This window comes from Pantoea sp. M_9, from assembly GCF_008631385.1.
GTDB classification, from domain to species: Bacteria; Pseudomonadota; Gammaproteobacteria; order Enterobacterales; family Enterobacteriaceae; genus Pantoea; species Pantoea eucrina.
In genome coordinates, this window is sequence record NZ_VWUF01000011.1 from 1 (window position 1) to 17,103 (window position 17,103).

The window sequence follows — 17,103 nt, forward strand, 5'->3', positions numbered from 1 at the left end:
TGCTCTGTGAATTAAACTTCGTAATGAATTACGTGTTCACTCAGCAAAGACTTGATATTTTTTACGTCCGGAGACGCTGATATCAATCCTGCGAGTGCCCACACAGATTGTCTGATAAATTGTTAAAGAGCAGTGCCGCGATTTCTCAAGCGGCGCGGGATGCGTATATTACGCTTTCCGCATTTTCAGTCAAGCATTTATTTTGCTTTTCTGAAGGTTGCTGTAAAAGCCACCTGCTTGACGCGACGCTTCGTAAGCCGTTGTGCCGTGTCAGTGGAGGCGCATTATAGGGAGTTCTTCCGGGCTGACAAGTGCTAATTTTGAATTATTTTCTGAGTGTTGTTTTTTTCAGCGAAACCGCCTCAAACTGCCAGTTTTTCGAGCAACGGAAAGCCATAACGCTGTAAAACGCTGGATAACTGTACCGCTTCTTCGTCCATAGATGTGCAAAACGCGATGTTGCTGTCAGCAGAAGCCGCATCAGGCGCCTCGTGCTCAAGCAACCAGACGGTACGCCTGGCTATAGCAGCACCGGAATCAACCAGACGGGTTCCATCCGGCAGAACCTGCTGCAGTTCATCGCGCAGCAGTGGAAAGTGCGTACAGCCAAGCACAACCGTATCTGGCGGCTCTTTCATTCGTAACCAGGGTTGCACTGCCCGGCGAACCTCACTCAGTGATACCGGTTCACCATGCAGCTTCGCCTCTGCCAGTTCAACCAGCTCAGCAGACCCCAGCATCTCAATGGTGCACTCCCGGGCAAACTGTTTCACCAGTTCATGGGTATAGGGCCGCTTTACCGTTCCCCGCGTTGCCAGCAGCCCCACTACCCCGTTACGTGTCAGGCGAGCCGCCGGCTTAATTGCCGGCACCACGCCGACGACCGGAAACGCAAAGCGTTCGCGCAGTGCCGGTAAAGAGACGGTACTGGCCGAGTTGCAGGCAATGATGACCAATGCGAGCGGAAAACGCTGCGTAATGGCCGTGACCACTGCCACTACGCGTTCAACAATGTACGTTTCCGTTTTTTCGCCATAGGGAAACCCTTCATTATCGAAAGCGTAGAGATAGTGCAGGTCCGGCAGCAGCTGCCGGACTTCATCATAGACGGAGAGCCCACCTACGCCGGAATCAAACACCAGCACGGTGGGACGGAGATCAGAAGCTGTAGCTGGCGCTAAGGTAGTATTCTCGTCCAGGGGTGCGATAGCCATAAACCGTCTCATAATCCTTATCCAACAGATTGGCAATTTTACCACGAACTGTCAGATGAGACGTGACCGGATACGCAGCTGAGAAATCCACCAGGCTATAACCCGGCATGCGACGCTGTGTTGCTGCGTACTGGTTGGTATTGTTGTTATAGCTTTTACCAAAATATTGCCAGGCGAGATCAAAGTCGATATCCAGTGCGGTCCAGTCCAGCTGATACTTATATTGCTGGCGGGAACGGTGTGCCAGTACCTCATTATCACCATCGCGGCGCGGATCGATATATTGCAGCGTGATACGGTGAGTAAAAATACCGGTATCTGCACTGCCTCTCCACTCAATGCCTTTAATCGTCGCTGACTGTACGTTGTAGTAGGTGCCAGTAAAGTTTTCGTCAGCTCTGTAGTCGATCAGGTTATTAATTTTATTCTGGTAAAGATAAAGGTGCCATTCCACCGGACCGCTGAGTCCTTCGAGACCGGTTTCAATCTGATGTGACTTCTCAGCCCGGAGATCGGGATTGGATGCAATAAATAGACGGCTCTGTCCATACATCTGCCCCAGCGTAGGTGCCTGGAAAGCGGTGCCATACGAAAAGATGAGGCGATAATCGGGCATAAACGCCCATCCCGCCGCTGCCTGCCACGTGCCGTTCCAGCCAAACTGGTTGTTATTATCACCGCGCAGCGCACCCTCCAGCGTAAGCGTATTGAACTGCTGCTGCGTGGTCAGATAGTAACCGGTGCTGTTACGCGTGTAGTTGTCAGCGCTGAACCGATCGCTGGACGCGAGTTTCTGCTGCTGCCAGTCGATGCCGGCGCTGAGTGTGCCATGCGCCATGGCAACACTATTGCCCCACTGCAGATTACGCTGGCTCATATCATCCAGCGACGTGCCCGGACGATAGAGGCCGAGCGTACTGGCATAGTTGTAATCTTTATAGCGCTGGTAGCTGTAGCTCAGTTCCGAAGAGTAGCGCTCTTCACTGAACTTCATACCGCCTTCATAGGTATGATTATAAATCTGCCGTTTATCACTGCCGTCCTGATAGCCTGCATCATACGCACTATTATTGCCGTAGCCGTAGCCGCGAAAGAAGGCGGATAAACTGTCGCTGATACGGTGATTCACACCGGCCCAGAATGTTTTACTGCGAAAGCCGTCGCGATCGCCATCAACCGCATACGCCGACTGCGGCTGGATGTTATAGCCGCGCGTCGACTGAAAGGCCCCCGCTACGGTTACCAGCGTATCCTCGCCCACCTTATGTCGCAGCGCCGCATCATACTCCTGATAGCGATTCGACCCGAGACCCGCCGTTATTTGCCCGCCTGGCTCGCTGTTCCCGGTAATGATGTTCACCACGCCGCCAATGGCATCGGCGCCGTAAACGGCGGAGCGTGGTCCGCGAATCAGCTCAATACGCTGAATCAACGCCAGCGGAATCTGGCTAAAGTCAGCGATGCCGGTGATCCCTGATTTCGCCAGCGGGATCCCATCAATCAGCACCAGCGTATGACGCGCCTCCGCGCCGCGGATATAGATGTAACTGGTCTGGCCCGGACCGCCGTTTTGCGCAATATCTACGCCAGGCAGGCGCCGCATGACATCAGTCAGCGATTTTGCCTGCCAGCGATCGATCTCTTCCCGCGTGATCACCTCACCCGGTGCCAGCACGCTGCTGACCGGCTGCTGAAAGCGGTTAGCGGTGACAAGTTGCGTATTATCATTTTTCCGGGCATAGCCAGAGGGCGCCCAGAGCGACAGCGCTGTTGCACTCAGGGTGAACAGCGAAGCAGAGGTTATTTTCATTGTTATAGCATCCAAAGGATCGAGCCGGATGCCGCAGGCCTGAGATCGATAGCACGCGATGATCTCAGCGTTTGCGACGATACACCGGCAGGTCTTCGGGCTGAGAATCATAAATGGTGAAGACTTCCCATCCGTCAGGACAGTGTCTGCCTGGGCGATCACCACGACATTCTTTTACCGCTGCGCGTCAGCTCCAGATTTGCACTGGATTCCCTTTTAACTCAATGAGGCCGGCGGCCGCAGTCTACGGTTAAGCCCGCCGCCGATCCACTCCTCCCGCTTTCTGACGTTCGGTTGGGCTGGACATCAGCAGTTGAATGCCTACAATCGCCCGGCAAGCAGGCTTATTACCAGGATTGAAGATGACACCCGAACAGCTCCCGATTGACCAGTATGACGCGCAACTCGCTGAAAAAGTCAGCCGTTTACAGACGATGATGACCCCTTTCACCGCGCCTGATGTGGAGGTGTTCCGATCGCCGGTCAGTCACTACCGTATGCGCGCAGAGTTTCGCATCTGGCACGACGGTGACGACCTCTATCACATCATCTTCGACCAGGCGACCAAACAGCGCATTCGCGTGGACAGCTTTCCGGCCGCCAGCGAGCTGATTAATCAGATGATGCCCAGACTGATGGCAGCGATACGCGATAATCAGGTGCTGCGCTTTAAGCTGTTCCAGATCGATTACCTCTCCACGCTGAGCAACCAGATTGTGATCTCCCTGCTTTATCATCGCAAACTGGAAGAAGAGTGGCATGCCGCCGCCAGCGCGCTGCGTGACCAGTTACGTGCTGAAGGATTTGATGTGCAGCTGATTGGACGCGCGACCAAAACCAAAATCTGTCTGGATCGCGACTACGTGGATGAGCGTCTGCCGGTGGCGGGCAAAGAGCTGATTTACCGCCAGGTAGAAAACAGCTTTACCCAGCCTAATGCCGCCATGAACATTCAGATGCTGGAGTGGGCGCTGGATGTTACGCAGCAGTCGCGTGGCGATCTGCTGGAGCTTTACTGCGGTAACGGCAACTTTTCGCTGGCGCTGGCGCGCAATTTCCGCCGCGTACTGGCTACAGAGATAGCCAAACCCTCGGTGGCGTCGGCTCAGTACAATATCGCCGTAAATCAGATCGATAACGTGCAGATTATTCGTATGGCAGCGGAAGAGTTTACCCAGGCCATGAACGGCGTGCGCAGCTTTAACCGGCTGGAAGGCATCGATCTCAGCAGCTATCAGTGCGAGACAATTTTTGTCGATCCGCCACGCAGCGGGCTGGATGATGAAACGGTAAAAATGGTGCAGGCGTATCCGCATATTCTGTATATCTCCTGTAACCCGCAGACCCTGTGCGACAATCTGGCCGCGCTGTCAGGCACGCATCAGATTGAGCGGCTGGCGCTGTTCGATCAGTTCCCGTATACCCACCATATGGAATGCGGCGTATTGCTGACGCGCAAAGCATAAAAAAACGGGAACCCGCAGGTTCCCGTTTTTTTACTGCCGGCTTCTGGCGCGGCGGAAGCGCGTGCCAATCCAGAACACCAGTCCCGTCATCAGAATAACAGGAATGAAGTTCGAGCCGATATCCGGATATTCTGCGCGCACCATGGCGCTATAGACCAGAATGCCCAGCAGAAAAAATGCCGCAGCCAGTGACGGCATGCCGTCCGGCATATTGCGATTGAGGTAACGCTGATGCAGGCACCATGCTGACAGCCCAAGCGCTATCAGCGGAAAAATGGAAAACGGCACAAAGCTACTGAACAGCGCCGAAAAGGAGCCGTTGATTGCTAAACCAGTAATAAAAGAGAGTAATAACGTTCCTTTATCACGAGGATGCTGCTCAATCATTTCATTATCCTTATCACGTTATTTTTCAGGGAATTCCAGGGTCACGGCCAGCCGCTCTTGTTCCCGGCGATACCAGTAGTAGGCGCCTTTGGCGATCATACGCAGCTGCAGTACCAGCCGCTCTTCCAGCTTACGCCGCTGGTCAGAGTCGACATCCAGCGCTTCAGCGCCGGCGCTAAAAACAATGGTCACCATCGCCTCAGCCTGCGCTTCGGTAAAGCTGCGCGGCATACGGCTTTCCAGCTCAAGGTAGTCAGCCAGTTCGGCGATAAAATGCTGGATCTCACGTGCGACAGCAGCGCGGAAGGCGGCTGACGTGCCGGAACGTTCGCGCAGCAGAAGCCGAAACGCATTCGGGTTGTTGCCGATGAACTCCATAAAGGTTGCCACCGACGTTTTAATGATGCTGCCGCCTTTCGCGATACGCTGGCGCGCCTGGCGCATCAGCTGGCGCAGCATCAGCCCGCTCTCATCAACCATGGTCAGTCCCAGCTCATCCACATCACGAAAGTGACGGTAGAATGAGGTAGGGGCAATGCCGGCTTCACGTGCTACTTCGCGTAAACTCAGGCTGGCAAAACTCCTTTCTGCACTAAGCTGACTGAATGCAGCTTCAATCAGCGAACGTCTTGTACGTTCTTTTTGTTGCGCCCGAACGCCCATCTTTGCGGCCTTGTGAGTAATCAGGCGCTCACTATAACAAACTTTTCAGCGTACAGCCGGGCAAACTTTGTCACCGCCTGTTAACCTCACTGAATGTCAAACTTCTGCATTTTTCACTGTTAGAATTCAGATGTGCGCGGCGAGATGTTAGAATCTCGTTGTAAAAATGTATAGAAGAATAGGACGTACTGGTATGCAAAAGTCTTACGATTACGATGCCATTGTCATTGGCTCCGGTCCGGGCGGCGAAGGTGCGGCGATGGGGCTGGTCAAGCAGGGAGCGCGCATCGCAGTGATCGAACGCTACCACAACATTGGCGGCGGTTGTACACACTGGGGAACCATCCCTTCCAAAGCGCTGCGCCATGCCGTCAGCCGCATCATTGAATTCAATCAGAACCCGCTCTACAGCGATCATACCCGTCTTCTCCGCTCCTCGTTCGCTGACATCCTTAACCACACTGAAAATGTTATCAGTCAGCAGACTGCCATGCGCCAGGGCTTCTATGAGCGTAACCGCTGTGAACTCTATCAGGGCGACGCGCATTTTGTTGATGCCAACACAATAGAGGTGGAGCAGCCTGATGGCACCCGCGAGCAGCTGACGGCAGAAAAATTTGTCATTGCCTGCGGCTCACGTCCCTATCACCCGGCCGACGTCGACTTTACACACCCGCGCATCTACGATTCCGACTCTATTCTGAATCTGCATCATGAACCGGGTCATGTGATCATCTATGGTGCCGGCGTGATTGGTTGCGAATACGCCTCTATCTTCCGCGGTCTTAACGTCAAGGTCGATCTCATCAACACCCGCGATCGCCTGCTGGCGTTTCTCGATCAGGAGATGTCCGATTCCCTCTCTTACCACTTCTGGAACAGCGGTATAGTGATCCGTCACAACGAAGAGTTTGAGAAGATTGAAGGCGTCAGCGATGGCGTGATCATGCACCTGAAGTCAGGCAAAAAGGTCAAAGCGGATTGTCTGCTGTATGCGAACGGCCGCACCGGAAACACCGACTCGCTTTCGCTGGAGAATGTAGGTCTGGAAGCGGATGGACGCGGCCTGCTCAAAGTCAACAGTATGTATCAGACCGCGCAGCCGCACATTTATGCCGTGGGTGATGTGATTGGCTATCCAAGCCTGGCTTCCGCCGCCTACGATCAGGGGCGTATTGCTGCTCAGGCAATTATCAAAGGTGAAGCGAGTGCGCATCTGATCGAAGATATTCCGACCGGTATCTACACCATTCCTGAAATCAGCTCGGTAGGAAAAACAGAGCAGCAGCTGACCGCGATGAAAGTGCCTTATGAAGTGGGCCGTGCGCAGTTTAAGCATCTGGCACGCGCGCAGATTGTTGGCATGCACGTCGGCAGCCTGAAAATTCTGTTTCACCGCGAGACAAAAGAGATTCTGGGGATCCACTGCTTTGGTGAGCGCGCGGCGGAGATTATCCACATCGGCCAGGCCATTATGGAGCAGAAAAATGGCGGTAACACGATTGAGTACTTCGTGAATACCACCTTTAACTACCCTACCATGGCTGAAGCCTATCGCGTGGCCGCACTGAACGGATTAAACCGCCTGTTTTAACGCCGCGTCAAAATGGCCCTGCATATGGGTTTTGATTGCTTCTGCCAGCTGCTCATAGCGGCTGCGCAGAGGCGAGCCTGGCCGGTAAACCAGCGCGATAGTGCGCTGCGGCACCGGTTTATAACAGGGCAGATAGCAGACACCATCGCGCACGCGCTCTTTGGGCACCGCCAGTGAAGGCAGTAGCGTAATACCGCTGCCGGCCGCCACCATATTACGCAGCGTTTCCAGACTGGTGGCGCGAAAATGGGTATCTTCGTCCGCACCCGCCTCAAAGCAGAAGCCCATCGCCTGATCGCGCAGGCAGTGACCATCTTCCAGCATCAGCAGTTTTTCACCCGCCAGATCGGACATCGGCACGCGATCGCGATCGTGCCACGGGTGATCTTCGTAGATCGCCAGCTTCATGGGCTCATCAAACAGCGGCACTTCGATAAAGGCTTCACTCTCTTTAACCAGCGCCAGAATAGCGCAGTCGAGTTTGCCGCTGTCGAGCTGTGCCAGCAGCTGCTGAGTCTGCGCTTCGTGCAGATACATCTCCAGCTTCGGGAAAGTCTGATGCAGCATAGGGATAATATTGGGCAGCAGATAGGGGCCGGTCGTGGGGATCAGTCCGATATGCAGCGGTCCGGACATCGCTTCACCCTGCTGGCTGGCCATCTCTTTCAGCACCTTAACCTCACGCAGTACGGTTCGCGCCTGATCAACCAGCAGTAGCCCTGCCTGGGTGAACAGCACTTTACGGCTGGTACGTTCCAGCAGCATGACGCCCAGTTCATCTTCCAGCTTACGGATCTGTCCGCTCAGGGTCGGCTGACTGACATGACAGGCATCAGCAGCGCGGCGGAAATGGCGGTGTTCCGCAAGTGAAACCAGATACTCGAGATCGCGAATGTTCATTAATATCCTCCAAACCACGATAGCCCGTGGCGATAGATAGAATAGCAACGAACGATTGGCCCTATCAAGCTATGCACGGGAATAATAGCGCCCACTGATTTAAGCCCATGCATTTGTAGAGAAATTTATTTATTAGCTGAACATGTGCCGGGGCTGAACGCTTTTATGAAAAACGCTTTTTACGCAGCAAATCTGTTTTGCTGAACCCAATCACTGTGCTGGCGGGGAGTGCCGGTACGCTGATGATGTGCCTATAAAAATATGCAATTCCGAAGCCAGAGGTTGGCGGGCTTTTTTATAAAGCCCGCTTTTTTTATGGCGTATCAAACCGGCCAGCGTCCGGGAGCGGCTATTGCAGGCGCGCCTGTGCTTCGCGGATCGCCTGGGCTACCTGCTGCGGCGCAACACCGCCGCGCGCGTTACGCTTGTTGAGGCAAGACTGCAGCGAAAGCACCGGATAGACATCCTCTTCAATGACGTTACTGAACTGCTTCAGCTGAGCCAGACTCAGCGCTTCCAGCGCCACACCCTGCTGGATAGCCGCGACGACCGCTTCTCCCACAATATGATGCGCCTCGCGGAACGGCACGCCTTTCGCGACCAGATAGTCAGCCAGCTCGGTGGCATTGGCGTAGCCCTGTTCAGCCGCTTCCTGACAGCGCGGACGTTTAACCTGAATACCATCCAGAACCAGCACTGACATGTGCAGACAGTCGAGCCAGGTATCCAGCGCGTCAAACAGCCCTTCTTTGTCTTCCTGCATATCTTTGTTGTAGGCCAGCGGCAGGCCTTTCAGCGTCATCATCATGCCGGTCAGTGCGCCCTGGACACGGCCGCATTTACCGCGAATCAGCTCCAGCGCATCCGGATTTTTCTTCTGCGGCATCAGCGATGAACCTGAGGTGACTTTATCAGACAGCTCGACGAAGCCCGCCTCGCCCGTGTTAAAGAAAATCAGGTCTTCCGCAAAGCGCGACAGATGCACCATGCCGATTGACGCGTCAGAGAGCAGCTCCAGCACGTGATCGCGATCGGACACGGTATCCAGGCTGTTACGCGTGGCCGAAGCAAAACCGAGCCAGCCCGCCAGCTGCTCGCGATCAATCTCATAAGCGGTACCGGCCAGCGCACCACAGCCCAGCGGACTGACATCCAGCCGCTTCAGCGTATCCTGCAGACGGCTCTCATCGCGCGCCAGCATTTCGGTATACGCCAGACACCAGTGGGCAAATGTAACCGGCTGCGCGCGCTGCAGATGCGTATAACCCGGCATGACGGCATCCTGATTCGCTTCCGCCGTCGCCACCAGCGCGCTCTGCAGCTGACGCGTCGCGTCCAGCAGCAGGGCAACCTGCTCTTTGCACCAGAGCTTCAGATCGGTGGCAACCTGGTCGTTACGGCTGCGTCCGGTATGCAGCTTTTTACCCAGCGCCCCGACCTTATCGATCAGCTTGCCCTCGACCCAGCTGTGAATATCTTCTGCATCGCTTTCAAGGATCTGCGACGGATTCGCGCGTACGTCCGCCAGCAGTTCGTTCAGCGCTGCTTCAAGCTGCTGCTGTTCCGCCTGGGTTAAAACATTTACGGTCACCAGCGCTTTTGACCACGCTACAGAGCCGGTGATGTCCTGCTCCGCCAGGCGATAATCAAAACGCAGTGAATCATTAAACTGTTTAAACCGCTGATCTGCTGCCTGCGAAAACCGTCCGCCCCAAAGTGCCATCTGCTTGCTCCTGAAATCGTGTTGAAAAAGGCGGCCTGAGCCGCCCTTGCATAACTGCTGCTGTGTGCTTACTTCTTCTGCTCGTTCAGCGCACGAATGCGTGAAGAGAGGGAGAACAGGCGAATAAAGCCGCCCGCGTGACGATGGTCATACACCTCATCTTCACCAAAGGTAGCGAACTCTTCTGAGTAGAGGCTGTTAGCAGATTTTTTCTGAATCGCCGTTGCCTGACCTTTGTAGAGCTGCAGAACCACTTCACCGTTAACCTCTTCCGCCAGCGATGCTGCCGCCGCCTGAATAGACTGGCGCAGCGGTGCGAACCAGCGGCCATCATATACCACGTAAGACATCTCCTGGCCCAGCTGCTCACGCCATTTGAAGCTGTCGCGATCCAGAACCAGCTGCTCAACCGCACGCAGTGCGTTTACCATGATGGTGCCGCCGGGGGTTTCATAGCAGCCGCGTGATTTGATGCCAACCAGACGGTTTTCCACGATATCGATCCGGCCAACGCCATGTTTAGCACCCAGGACGTTGAGTTTTTCCAGGCACTGGAACGGGCTCAGCTGCTCGCCGTTCACGGCAACCACGCAGCCTTTTTCAACGGTCACGGTGACATTTTCCGGCTGGTCCGGCGCTTCAAGCGGATCCACGGTCCATACCCAGCAATCTTTATTCGGTGCGTTCCACGGGCTTTCCAGCACGCCACCTTCGGTGGAGATGTGCCATGCGTTCTCATCGCGGCTGTAGATCTTCTCCAGCGACGCGGTCGTCGGAATATTGCGCTCTTTCAGATAGTCGAGCAGCGCCTCACGCGAACGCAGATCCCACTCGCGCCATGGCGCAACAACTTTAAGCTGCGGTGCCAGCGCGGTATAGGTGGTTTCAAAACGCACCTGATCGTTGCCTTTACCGGTTGCGCCGTGGCACAGCGCGTCAGCACCCACTTTCAGCGCCAGTTCAACCTGCGCTTTAGCAATGATAGGACGCGCCATGGAGGTGCCCAGCAGATAAGTGCCTTCATACAGGGCACCGGTCTGCAGCACCGGGTAGACGTAATCGCTGATGAACTCTTCACGCAGATCCACTACGTGACATTCAGATGCGCCCGACTGCAGCGCTTTTTTCTCAACGCCTTCCAGATCGGCCGGATCCTGACCAATATTGGCGACAAACGCCACCACTTCACAGCCGCCGTAGTTCTCTTTGAGCCATGGAATGATGGCTGAGGTATCGAGGCCGCCTGAGTAGGCCAGAACGATTTTTTTAATGTTTTGCGTGCTCATGTCTTAATCCTTGATTATGCGAGAATCCGGGTGCCAATCGACACGCCGTTGAAAAGGGTTGGCAGCTGTTCAGCATGACGCCAGCTGGCGATATCGACCGGACGGCCCAGCGTGCGTGCCGCATCCAGCGCAGCGTTGACTTTAACAATCATGCCGTCGGTAATAATGCCCTGCGCAATCAGCTGTTCCGCTTTCGCTGCGGTCATTTCAGCAATACGCTGGCCTTTGCCGTCGAGAATGCCGCTGACGTCAGAGAGCAGCACCAGATCGGCTCCGATAGTGGCTGCCAGCGCCGTCGCTGCCTGATCGGCATTCACATTCATCAGCGCGCCGCCGGCAGTGATGCCAATTGAGCTGATAACCGGCATATAGCCTGCATTAAGCAGCGTGTTCAGCAGCGCAGGGTTGCCCGGCGTGGCCTGCCCGACATGCCCCAGCGCTTCATCAAACTGCGCGACGCTGACCAGTCCGGCATCGCCCAGACACAGCCCGACAGCATTAATGCCGTAACGGGTTGCCCACGCCAGCAGCGTTTTATTCGCTGTGCCCGCCAGCGCGCCGGTAATAATGTCGATTTGATCGGCGGGTGTAACGCGCAGGCCATCTTTCTTTTTCACCGGCAGCGCGAGCTTTTTCATCAGTTCGTCGACCAGACAGCCGCCGCCGTGCACAATTACCAGCGGACGCTGATGCTCATTACGGTACGCCAGCAGCGCATCAAACAGCCGGGCCAGTGCTTCTTCGCTATCCAGCAGTACGCCACCCAGTTTAATGATCAGTGGATTGCTCATGGTTACGTTATCCGTCCGTTAAATCAGAGAGAGCGTTTCAGGGAAACCGAAACGAATATTCAGACACTGAATCGCCTGTGATGACGCGCCTTTCAGCAGGTTATCTTCTGCCGCGACCACAATCAGATGTTCATCCTGTACGGCAAAACCGATATCGCAGAACGGCAGGCCCACTACCGCTTTCAGCGCCGGGACGCCGTTGTCATAGAGGCGCACCAGCGGCTTGTCATGATAGGCCGCATAAAACGCGTCGGTCACATCCTGCTGCGTAATACCCGCTTTCAGGCGGCAGGTGATGGTTGCCAGAATACCGCGGGGAAAATTACCCAGATGCGGGGTAAAAATAACCGGCGCGCCAAGATGGGCAACTATTTCCGGATGATGACGGTGGTTAAACAGGCCGTAGGGCTGCAGGCTTACTTCGCAAAAGCTGGTCGCAACATTGGCTTTGCGCCCGGCCCCGCTGACGCCGCTGGTGGCATTGATTACCGGCCACTGTGCGTCATTCAGCAGATCCGCTTTGAGCAGCGGTTTCAGCGCCAGCTGCGCTGCGGTGGGATAGCACCCAGGCACGGCCACCAGCTGTGCCTCTTTAATACGTTCGTGATTCCATTCGGCCAGACCATATACCGCATTATCCAGCCACGCCTGATGCTGATGACTGAAGCCATAGTAGCGGGTGTAGAACGCCTCATCATTGACCCGGAAGGCGCCTGAGAGATCGAAGACCACGCAGCCTGCTTTCAGAAATTCAGGCGCCAGATCGTGGCTGACTTCATGCGCCGTCGCGAGAAACACCACATCCACTTTCTCTGCCCACGCCGCCGGATCGTTCAGCGGCTGCAGCGGCAGATCCACGATACCTTTCAGCTGCGGATGGAGATCGGAGAGCAATTTTCCGGCATCCGGGCTTTGCGCTGAAACCGCTAAAGCGGTTATGTTCATATGCGGATGGCGATTCAGGTAAGTGGCAAGCTCTACGCCAGCATAACCACTGGCACCAACGATCAGCGTATTCAACATCAGGCTGTATACCTTTTTACAGTCAACGTATCGGGTCGCGGCCGTGCCCCGTTGCCCACGATGCCGTTTGCACTTTTTCAGTTCACATGCAGACGACGTTAATGTATTTTTATTCACTATTAGTGCATGAATATTGATACATCCTAACCTAAGGACCGTCAACAGTGAAGTCAAAAATTCCACCTTTTATCGAACTCTACCGCCAGTTGATCGCCTCACCGTCAATCAGCGCAACCGACAGCGCGCTTGACCAGAGCAACGAAAGTTTAATCAATTTGCTGGCGGGCTGGTTCCGCGATCTGGGCTTCAGCGTTGAAGTTCAGCCGGTACCGGGCACGCGACATAAGTTCAACCTGCTGGCGCGCAGCGGGGAAGGCGCAGGCGGACTGCTGCTGGCGGGTCATACTGACACCGTGCCCTTTGATGACGGACGCTGGACACGCGATCCGTTTGTCCTGACTGAACATGACAATAAACTTTACGGCCTGGGCACGGCAGATATGAAAGGCTTCTTCGCCTTTATTCTCGATGCGCTGCGCGATGTTGACGTCACTACGCTTAAAAAACCGCTCTATGTGCTGGCGACCGCTGACGAAGAGACCACGATGGCAGGTGCCAAATATTTCTCTGAGTCAGCCCGGCTGCGCCCCGACTGCGCCATTATCGGTGAGCCTACCTCGCTCAAACCGGTACGCGCCCACAAAGGCCACCTTTCACACGCTATCCGCATTGAGGGCCAGTCAGGCCACTCCAGCGACCCGGCGCGCGGCGTAAATGCGATTGAGCTGATGCACGCCTCTATTACGGAACTGATGAAGCTGCGCCATACCCTGCAAGAGCGCTATCACCATGATGGCTTTGCCATTCCTTATCCGACCATGAACTTTGGTCATATTCATGGTGGTGACGCGGCTAACCGCATCTGCGCCTGTTGCGAGCTGCATATGGATATCCGGCCGCTGCCGGGCCTGAGCCTGAACGATCTGGATGGCTTGCTGAATGAAGCGCTGGCACCGGTGAGCGCCCGCTGGCCTGGCCGTCTGACCGTAAGCGAACTGCATCCGCCTATTCCGGGTTATGAATGTCCGGTCGATCATGAGCTGGTTACGGTAGTGGAAAAGCTGCTGGGCGTGCCGACAGAAGTGGTCAACTACTGTACCGAAGCGCCTTTTATTCAGCAGATCTGCCCGACGCTGGTGCTGGGGCCAGGTTCAATCGAGCAGGCGCATCAGCCGGATGAATTTATCGATACCGCATTTATTAAGCCAACTCACGCCCTGATCACGCAGGTTGTGCAGCATTTTTGCCGCTGATAGATAATATGCGGGGCATTTCACTGTTTAATCAGCAAAATGCCCCGTCATTATCTGGCGTTTGCTGATAAGAATAACTTATCTCTCTCCATCCCCGATAAAACTTATCACTTTCCGCACGTTAGCTGCCTGTTTTCGTCAGTTCAGGCTAATTGACGGAGTTCACAAATCGTGGCTAGATAAAAGATGATGTTATACCCGCTGGTTGGGTCCAGAGGGGTTAAAAGACGATAAGGGTGTCAGGGTCAAATGAACGAACAATATTCCGCAATGCGAAGTAATGTCAGTATGCTCGGCAAACTGCTCGGGGATACGATAAAGGATGCACTGGGAGAAAACATTCTCGATCGGGTGGAAACCATCCGCAAACTCTCTAAGTCATCCCGTGCAGGCAATGACTCTCATCGCCGGGAGCTGCTGTCAACGCTGCAGAACCTTTCTAACGATGAGCTGCTGCCGGTGGCCCGCGCCTTTAGTCAGTTTCTTAACCTTACCAACGTGGCTGAACAATATCAGACCATTTCACGCAGCGGCGATGGCGCTAACCATCCGGAGCTGCTGAAAAAGACGTTTGAGCGCCTGAAGCAGCATAACGATCTCAGCGAAATGGCTATCCGTCAGGCGATTGAAGAGCTGTCGCTGGAGCTGGTCCTGACCGCACACCCGACTGAAATTACCCGCCGCACCCTGATCCACAAGCTCGGCGAAGTGAACAGCTGCCTTGAGCAGCTCGATCACGCTGATATCACCGACTATGAGCGCAATCAGGTGATGCGCCGCCTGCGCCAGCTGGTAGCGCAGGCGTGGCATACGGATGAGATCCGTAAATATCGCCCTACCCCGGTCGATGAAGCGAAATGGGGCTTCGCCGTCGTGGAAAATAGCCTGTGGGAGGGCGTGCCCGCGTTTCTGCGTGAACTGAATGAGCAGGTTGAAGAGACGTTTGGCATTCAGCTGCCGGTGGATTTTGTGCCGATTAAATTCACGTCGTGGATGGGCGGCGATCGTGACGGCAACCCAAACGTGACCGCGCCCATCACCCGCCACGTCATGCAGCTAAGCCGCTGGAAAGCAGCCGACCTCTTCCTGCGCGATGTGGGAGTGCTGATCTCTGAGCTGTCGATGTCGGAGTGCAGCGACGAAGTGCGCGTAATGTGCGGCGATCCGGATGCGATTGAACCTTACCGCGTGATCCTGAAACGCATGCGCAGCCAGCTGATGAACACGCAGGCATATCTGGAGCAGCGCCTGAAAGGTGAACGCCTGCCGCGTCCTGCCGATCTGCTGGTCTCCAATGAGCAGCTCTGGCAGCCGCTGTTTGCTATTTATCAGTCGCTGCAGCAGTGTGGTATGAGCATTATCGCTAATGGCCAGCTGCTGGACACGCTGCGCCGGGTAAAATGCTTTGGCGTACCGCTGGTGCGCATCGACATCCGCCAGGAGAGCACCCGTCATACCGAAGCGATTGCAGAAGTTACGCGCTATCTCGGCCTCGGCGACTACGAAAGCTGGTCAGAAGCGGACAAACAGGCGTTTCTGATCCGCGAACTCAATTCAAAACGCCCGCTGCTGCCGCGTCAGTGGGAGCCAGGCGACAACACGCGCGAAGTGCTGGAAACCTGTAAAGTCGCCGCCGAGGCGCCGCAGGGTTCAATTGCAGCCTACGTGATCTCTATGGCAAAAACGCCTTCTGACGTGCTGGCGGTTCATCTGCTGCTGAAAGAGGCGGGCATTCCGTACGCTATGCCGGTCGCGCCACTGTTTGAAACGCTGGATGACCTGAACAACGCCAATGATGTCATGACGCAGCTGCTGAATATTGACTGGTATCGCGGCTTTATCAACGGCAAACAGATGGTAATGATTGGCTACTCCGACTCGGCAAAAGATGCCGGCGTGATGGCGGCCAGCTGGGCACAGTATCAGGCGCAGGACGCACTGATTAAAACCTGTGAAAAAGCGGGCATTACCCTGACGCTGTTCCACGGTCGCGGCGGCTCCATTGGCCGTGGCGGCGCGCCGGCGCACGCCGCCCTGCTCTCTCAGCCCCCGGGCAGCCTTAAAGGAGGCCTGCGCGTGACAGAACAGGGTGAGATGATCCGCTTTAAATATGGCTTGCCGGAAGTCACCATCGCCAGCCTGTCGCTCTACACCGGGGCCATTCTGGAAGCGAATCTGATGCCGCCGCCAGAGCCTGAACAGGAGTGGCGGGAGATCATGAACGGCCTTTCTGCGCACTCCTGCGCCATGTATCGCGGTTACGTCCGTGAAAATGCTGACTTTGTTCCCTACTTCCGCTCTGCCACACCGGAGCAGGAGCTGGGCAAACTGCCGCTGGGCTCACGTCCGGCTAAACGTCGTCCGACCGGTGGCGTTGAATCCCTGCGTGCCATTCCGTGGATTTTTGCCTGGACGCAAAACCGTCTGATGCTGCCAGCCTGGCTTGGTGCCGGCGCGGCGCTGCAGAAAGCGATGGATGAAGGTCATCAGGATCAGCTGGAAACGATGTGCCGCGACTGGCCGTTCTTTTCGACCCGCCTGGGGATGCTGGAGATGGTCTTCTCCAAAGCTGATTTGTGGCTGGCAGAGTATTACGATCAGCGCCTGGTTGATAAAGCGCTCTGGCCGCTGGGTAAACAGCTGCGCGACCAGCTGGAAGCGGACATTAAAGCGGTGCTGACCATCGCAAATGATGCGCATCTGATGGCGGATCAGCCGTGGATTGCCGAATCCATTGCGCTGCGCAACGTGTATACCGATCCCCTGAACGTGCTGCAGGCGGAGCTGCTGCAGCGCGCCCGCGCCCAGGAAGCACGCGGTGACGAACCGGACGCGCGGGTTGAGCAGGCGCTGATGGTAACCATCGCCGGCGTGGCCGCCGGCATGCGCAATACCGGTTAGCCGATACAAAAAAGGAGCCTCAGGCTCCTTTT

13 protein-coding genes and 1 riboswitch are annotated in these 17,103 nt (G+C 55.5%); of the genes, 4 read left to right on the forward strand and 9 right to left on the reverse strand.

Features of this window, described 5'->3' with window-relative positions:
* Positions 1–362 precede the first annotated feature (362 nt).
* Positions 363–1,214, reverse strand: coding sequence for a glutamate racemase (murI, locus tag F3I15_RS14270; RefSeq protein WP_150018359.1), 852 nt, complete (start codon positions 1,212–1,214; stop codon positions 363–365).
* Entirely contained in the window at positions 1,159–3,024 is a 1,866-nt protein-coding gene (btuB, locus tag F3I15_RS14275; protein WP_150018360.1) for a TonB-dependent vitamin B12 receptor BtuB, read from the reverse strand. The genes murI and btuB overlap by 56 nt, the downstream gene beginning before the upstream one ends.
* Positions 3,025–3,092: 68 nt before the next feature.
* Positions 3,093–3,274, reverse strand: a riboswitch (cobalamin riboswitch).
* Between the two features lie 112 nt (positions 3,275–3,386).
* On the opposite strand from btuB, the gene trmA reads away from it, so the two are divergent.
* Positions 3,387–4,490 (forward strand): tRNA (uridine(54)-C5)-methyltransferase TrmA, encoded by a 1,104-nt coding sequence (gene trmA, locus F3I15_RS14280; protein WP_150018361.1) that lies wholly within the window; start codon positions 3,387–3,389, stop codon positions 4,488–4,490.
* A 30-nt stretch (positions 4,491–4,520) separates the two neighbouring features.
* On the opposite strand, the gene F3I15_RS14285 is transcribed toward trmA, so the two are convergent.
* Positions 4,521–4,877, reverse strand: coding sequence for a YijD family membrane protein (locus F3I15_RS14285; protein ID WP_039381151.1), 357 nt, complete (start codon positions 4,875–4,877; stop codon positions 4,521–4,523).
* A gap of 18 nt (positions 4,878–4,895) precedes the next feature.
* A complete protein-coding gene (fabR, locus tag F3I15_RS14290; RefSeq protein ID WP_150018362.1) occupies positions 4,896–5,540 on the reverse strand; it encodes an HTH-type transcriptional repressor FabR in 645 nt (214 codons plus the stop codon).
* 193 nt (positions 5,541–5,733) lie between these two features.
* On the opposite strand from fabR, the gene sthA reads away from it, so the two are divergent.
* Positions 5,734–7,134: a Si-specific NAD(P)(+) transhydrogenase gene (gene sthA, locus F3I15_RS14295; RefSeq protein WP_150018363.1), complete on the forward strand. Its 1,401-nt coding sequence runs from the start codon at positions 5,734–5,736 to the stop codon at positions 7,132–7,134.
* On the opposite strand, the gene oxyR is transcribed toward sthA, so the two are convergent.
* The 5 genes from oxyR to argC form a co-directional block, all read right to left on the reverse strand.
* Positions 7,117–8,034 carry a DNA-binding transcriptional regulator OxyR gene (gene oxyR / locus F3I15_RS14300; RefSeq protein WP_150018364.1) on the reverse strand — a complete coding sequence of 306 codons (918 nt, stop codon included), beginning with the start codon at positions 8,032–8,034 and terminating at the stop codon, positions 7,117–7,119. The two genes, sthA and oxyR, sit on opposite strands and share 18 nt — an antisense overlap.
* Before the next feature lie 349 nt (positions 8,035–8,383).
* The gene (gene argH, locus F3I15_RS14305; RefSeq protein WP_150018365.1) at positions 8,384–9,757 is read right to left on the reverse strand and encodes an argininosuccinate lyase; all 1,374 of its coding nucleotides are present in this window, start codon (positions 9,755–9,757) and stop codon (positions 8,384–8,386) included.
* Positions 9,758–9,825: 68 nt separating this feature from the next.
* Positions 9,826–11,043, reverse strand: a complete 1,218-nt coding sequence (locus tag F3I15_RS14310; RefSeq protein WP_039381164.1) for an argininosuccinate synthase — start codon at positions 11,041–11,043, stop codon at positions 9,826–9,828.
* A 14-nt stretch (positions 11,044–11,057) separates the two neighbouring features.
* Positions 11,058–11,834: an acetylglutamate kinase gene (gene argB / locus F3I15_RS14315; RefSeq protein WP_150018366.1), complete on the reverse strand. Its 777-nt coding sequence runs from the start codon at positions 11,832–11,834 to the stop codon at positions 11,058–11,060.
* An 18-nt stretch (positions 11,835–11,852) separates the two neighbouring features.
* Complete coding sequence (argC, locus tag F3I15_RS14320) at positions 11,853–12,857, reverse strand: N-acetyl-gamma-glutamyl-phosphate reductase (RefSeq protein WP_150018367.1); 1,005 nt, start codon at positions 12,855–12,857, stop codon at positions 11,853–11,855.
* Positions 12,858–13,021: 164 nt separating this feature from the next.
* Between argC and argE the strand changes: the two genes are divergently transcribed.
* Together argE and ppc are read left to right on the forward strand one after the other, a co-directional pair.
* The gene (gene argE, locus F3I15_RS14325) at positions 13,022–14,170 is read left to right on the forward strand and encodes an acetylornithine deacetylase (RefSeq protein ID WP_150018368.1); all 1,149 of its coding nucleotides are present in this window, start codon (positions 13,022–13,024) and stop codon (positions 14,168–14,170) included.
* A gap of 249 nt (positions 14,171–14,419) precedes the next feature.
* On the forward strand, positions 14,420–17,071 hold the full coding sequence (gene ppc / locus F3I15_RS14330) for a phosphoenolpyruvate carboxylase (protein ID WP_150018369.1): 2,652 nt from the start codon (positions 14,420–14,422) through the stop codon (positions 17,069–17,071).
* Positions 17,072–17,103: the final 32 nt, after the last annotated feature.

Coding starts and splice junctions, on each gene's coding strand:
- sthA (WP_150018363.1), top strand. CDS start 5,734: ATGCAAAAGTCTTACGATTACGATGCCATTGTCATTGGCTCCGGTCCG.
- murI (WP_150018359.1), bottom strand. CDS start 1,214: ATGGCTATCGCACCCCTGGACGAGAATACTACCTTAGCGCCAGCTACA.
- argB (WP_150018366.1), bottom strand. CDS start 11,834: ATGAGCAATCCACTGATCATTAAACTGGGTGGCGTACTGCTGGATAGC.
- F3I15_RS14285 (WP_039381151.1), bottom strand. CDS start 4,877: ATGATTGAGCAGCATCCTCGTGATAAAGGAACGTTATTACTCTCTTTT.
- fabR (WP_150018362.1), bottom strand. CDS start 5,540: ATGGGCGTTCGGGCGCAACAAAAAGAACGTACAAGACGTTCGCTGATT.
- F3I15_RS14310 (WP_039381164.1), bottom strand. CDS start 11,043: ATGAGCACGCAAAACATTAAAAAAATCGTTCTGGCCTACTCAGGCGGC.
- trmA (WP_150018361.1), top strand. CDS start 3,387: ATGACACCCGAACAGCTCCCGATTGACCAGTATGACGCGCAACTCGCT.
- argH (WP_150018365.1), bottom strand. CDS start 9,757: ATGGCACTTTGGGGCGGACGGTTTTCGCAGGCAGCAGATCAGCGGTTT.
- btuB (WP_150018360.1), bottom strand. CDS start 3,024: ATGAAAATAACCTCTGCTTCGCTGTTCACCCTGAGTGCAACAGCGCTG.
- ppc (WP_150018369.1), top strand. CDS start 14,420: ATGAACGAACAATATTCCGCAATGCGAAGTAATGTCAGTATGCTCGGC.
- argC (WP_150018367.1), bottom strand. CDS start 12,857: ATGTTGAATACGCTGATCGTTGGTGCCAGTGGTTATGCTGGCGTAGAG.
- oxyR (WP_150018364.1), bottom strand. CDS start 8,034: ATGAACATTCGCGATCTCGAGTATCTGGTTTCACTTGCGGAACACCGC.